Raw genomic sequence first — 481 nt, 5'->3', positions numbered from 1 at the left:
GGCGATACGCGGCGCGGCCCCCGGCACCACCCACCGAAGGATCCGCCGCATGGCGTCCTCCGGCACCGACACACAACCGGCCGTCGCCCCGGCCCCGTCGACATGCAGGAAGATCCCGGCGCCCCGCCCCCGCACCGGCCGGTGGTAGTTGAACCCCACGACGAGCGCGTACGCGTACTGCCCGGCGTACGCGCTCAGATGCTCCGCCTCCGCGGCCCGGCAGTCGCCCGGCAGCGGATCCGTCCAGCGGTTGTACGACGACGACGCGTTGTCCTGGCACCACCAGGAACTCTCCTTCACCGCCCGGTAGGAGATCCCCGTGCCGGCCGGCGCCGCCTTGACCCCGAACCCGAACGGAAGGTCGTACAACCCGGTCGGCGTCGTGTCCGTGCCCTGGGTGCGCGCGTTCCCCTCGACCAGCCCCTTCGCGCCGAACCGCGCCGGTGCGGAACCGGCCCGGGTCCAGGTGCCGCCGCGCAGG

At 74.0% G+C, this 481-nt stretch carries 1 protein-coding gene; it reads right to left on the bottom strand.

Features of this window, described 5'->3' with window-relative positions:
- Positions 1-481 (bottom strand): L,D-transpeptidase family protein (locus tag CCN72_RS31150; protein ID WP_244174567.1); only part of this gene is annotated, 481 nt, incomplete at both ends.

It is taken from the genome of Streptomyces murinus (assembly GCF_002154555.1).
Lineage (GTDB): Bacteria > Actinomycetota > Actinomycetes > Streptomycetales > Streptomycetaceae > Streptomyces > Streptomyces murinus.
The sequence above is the reverse complement of the archived record's forward strand: the minus strand, read 5'-3'. Positions and strand labels throughout refer to the sequence as shown.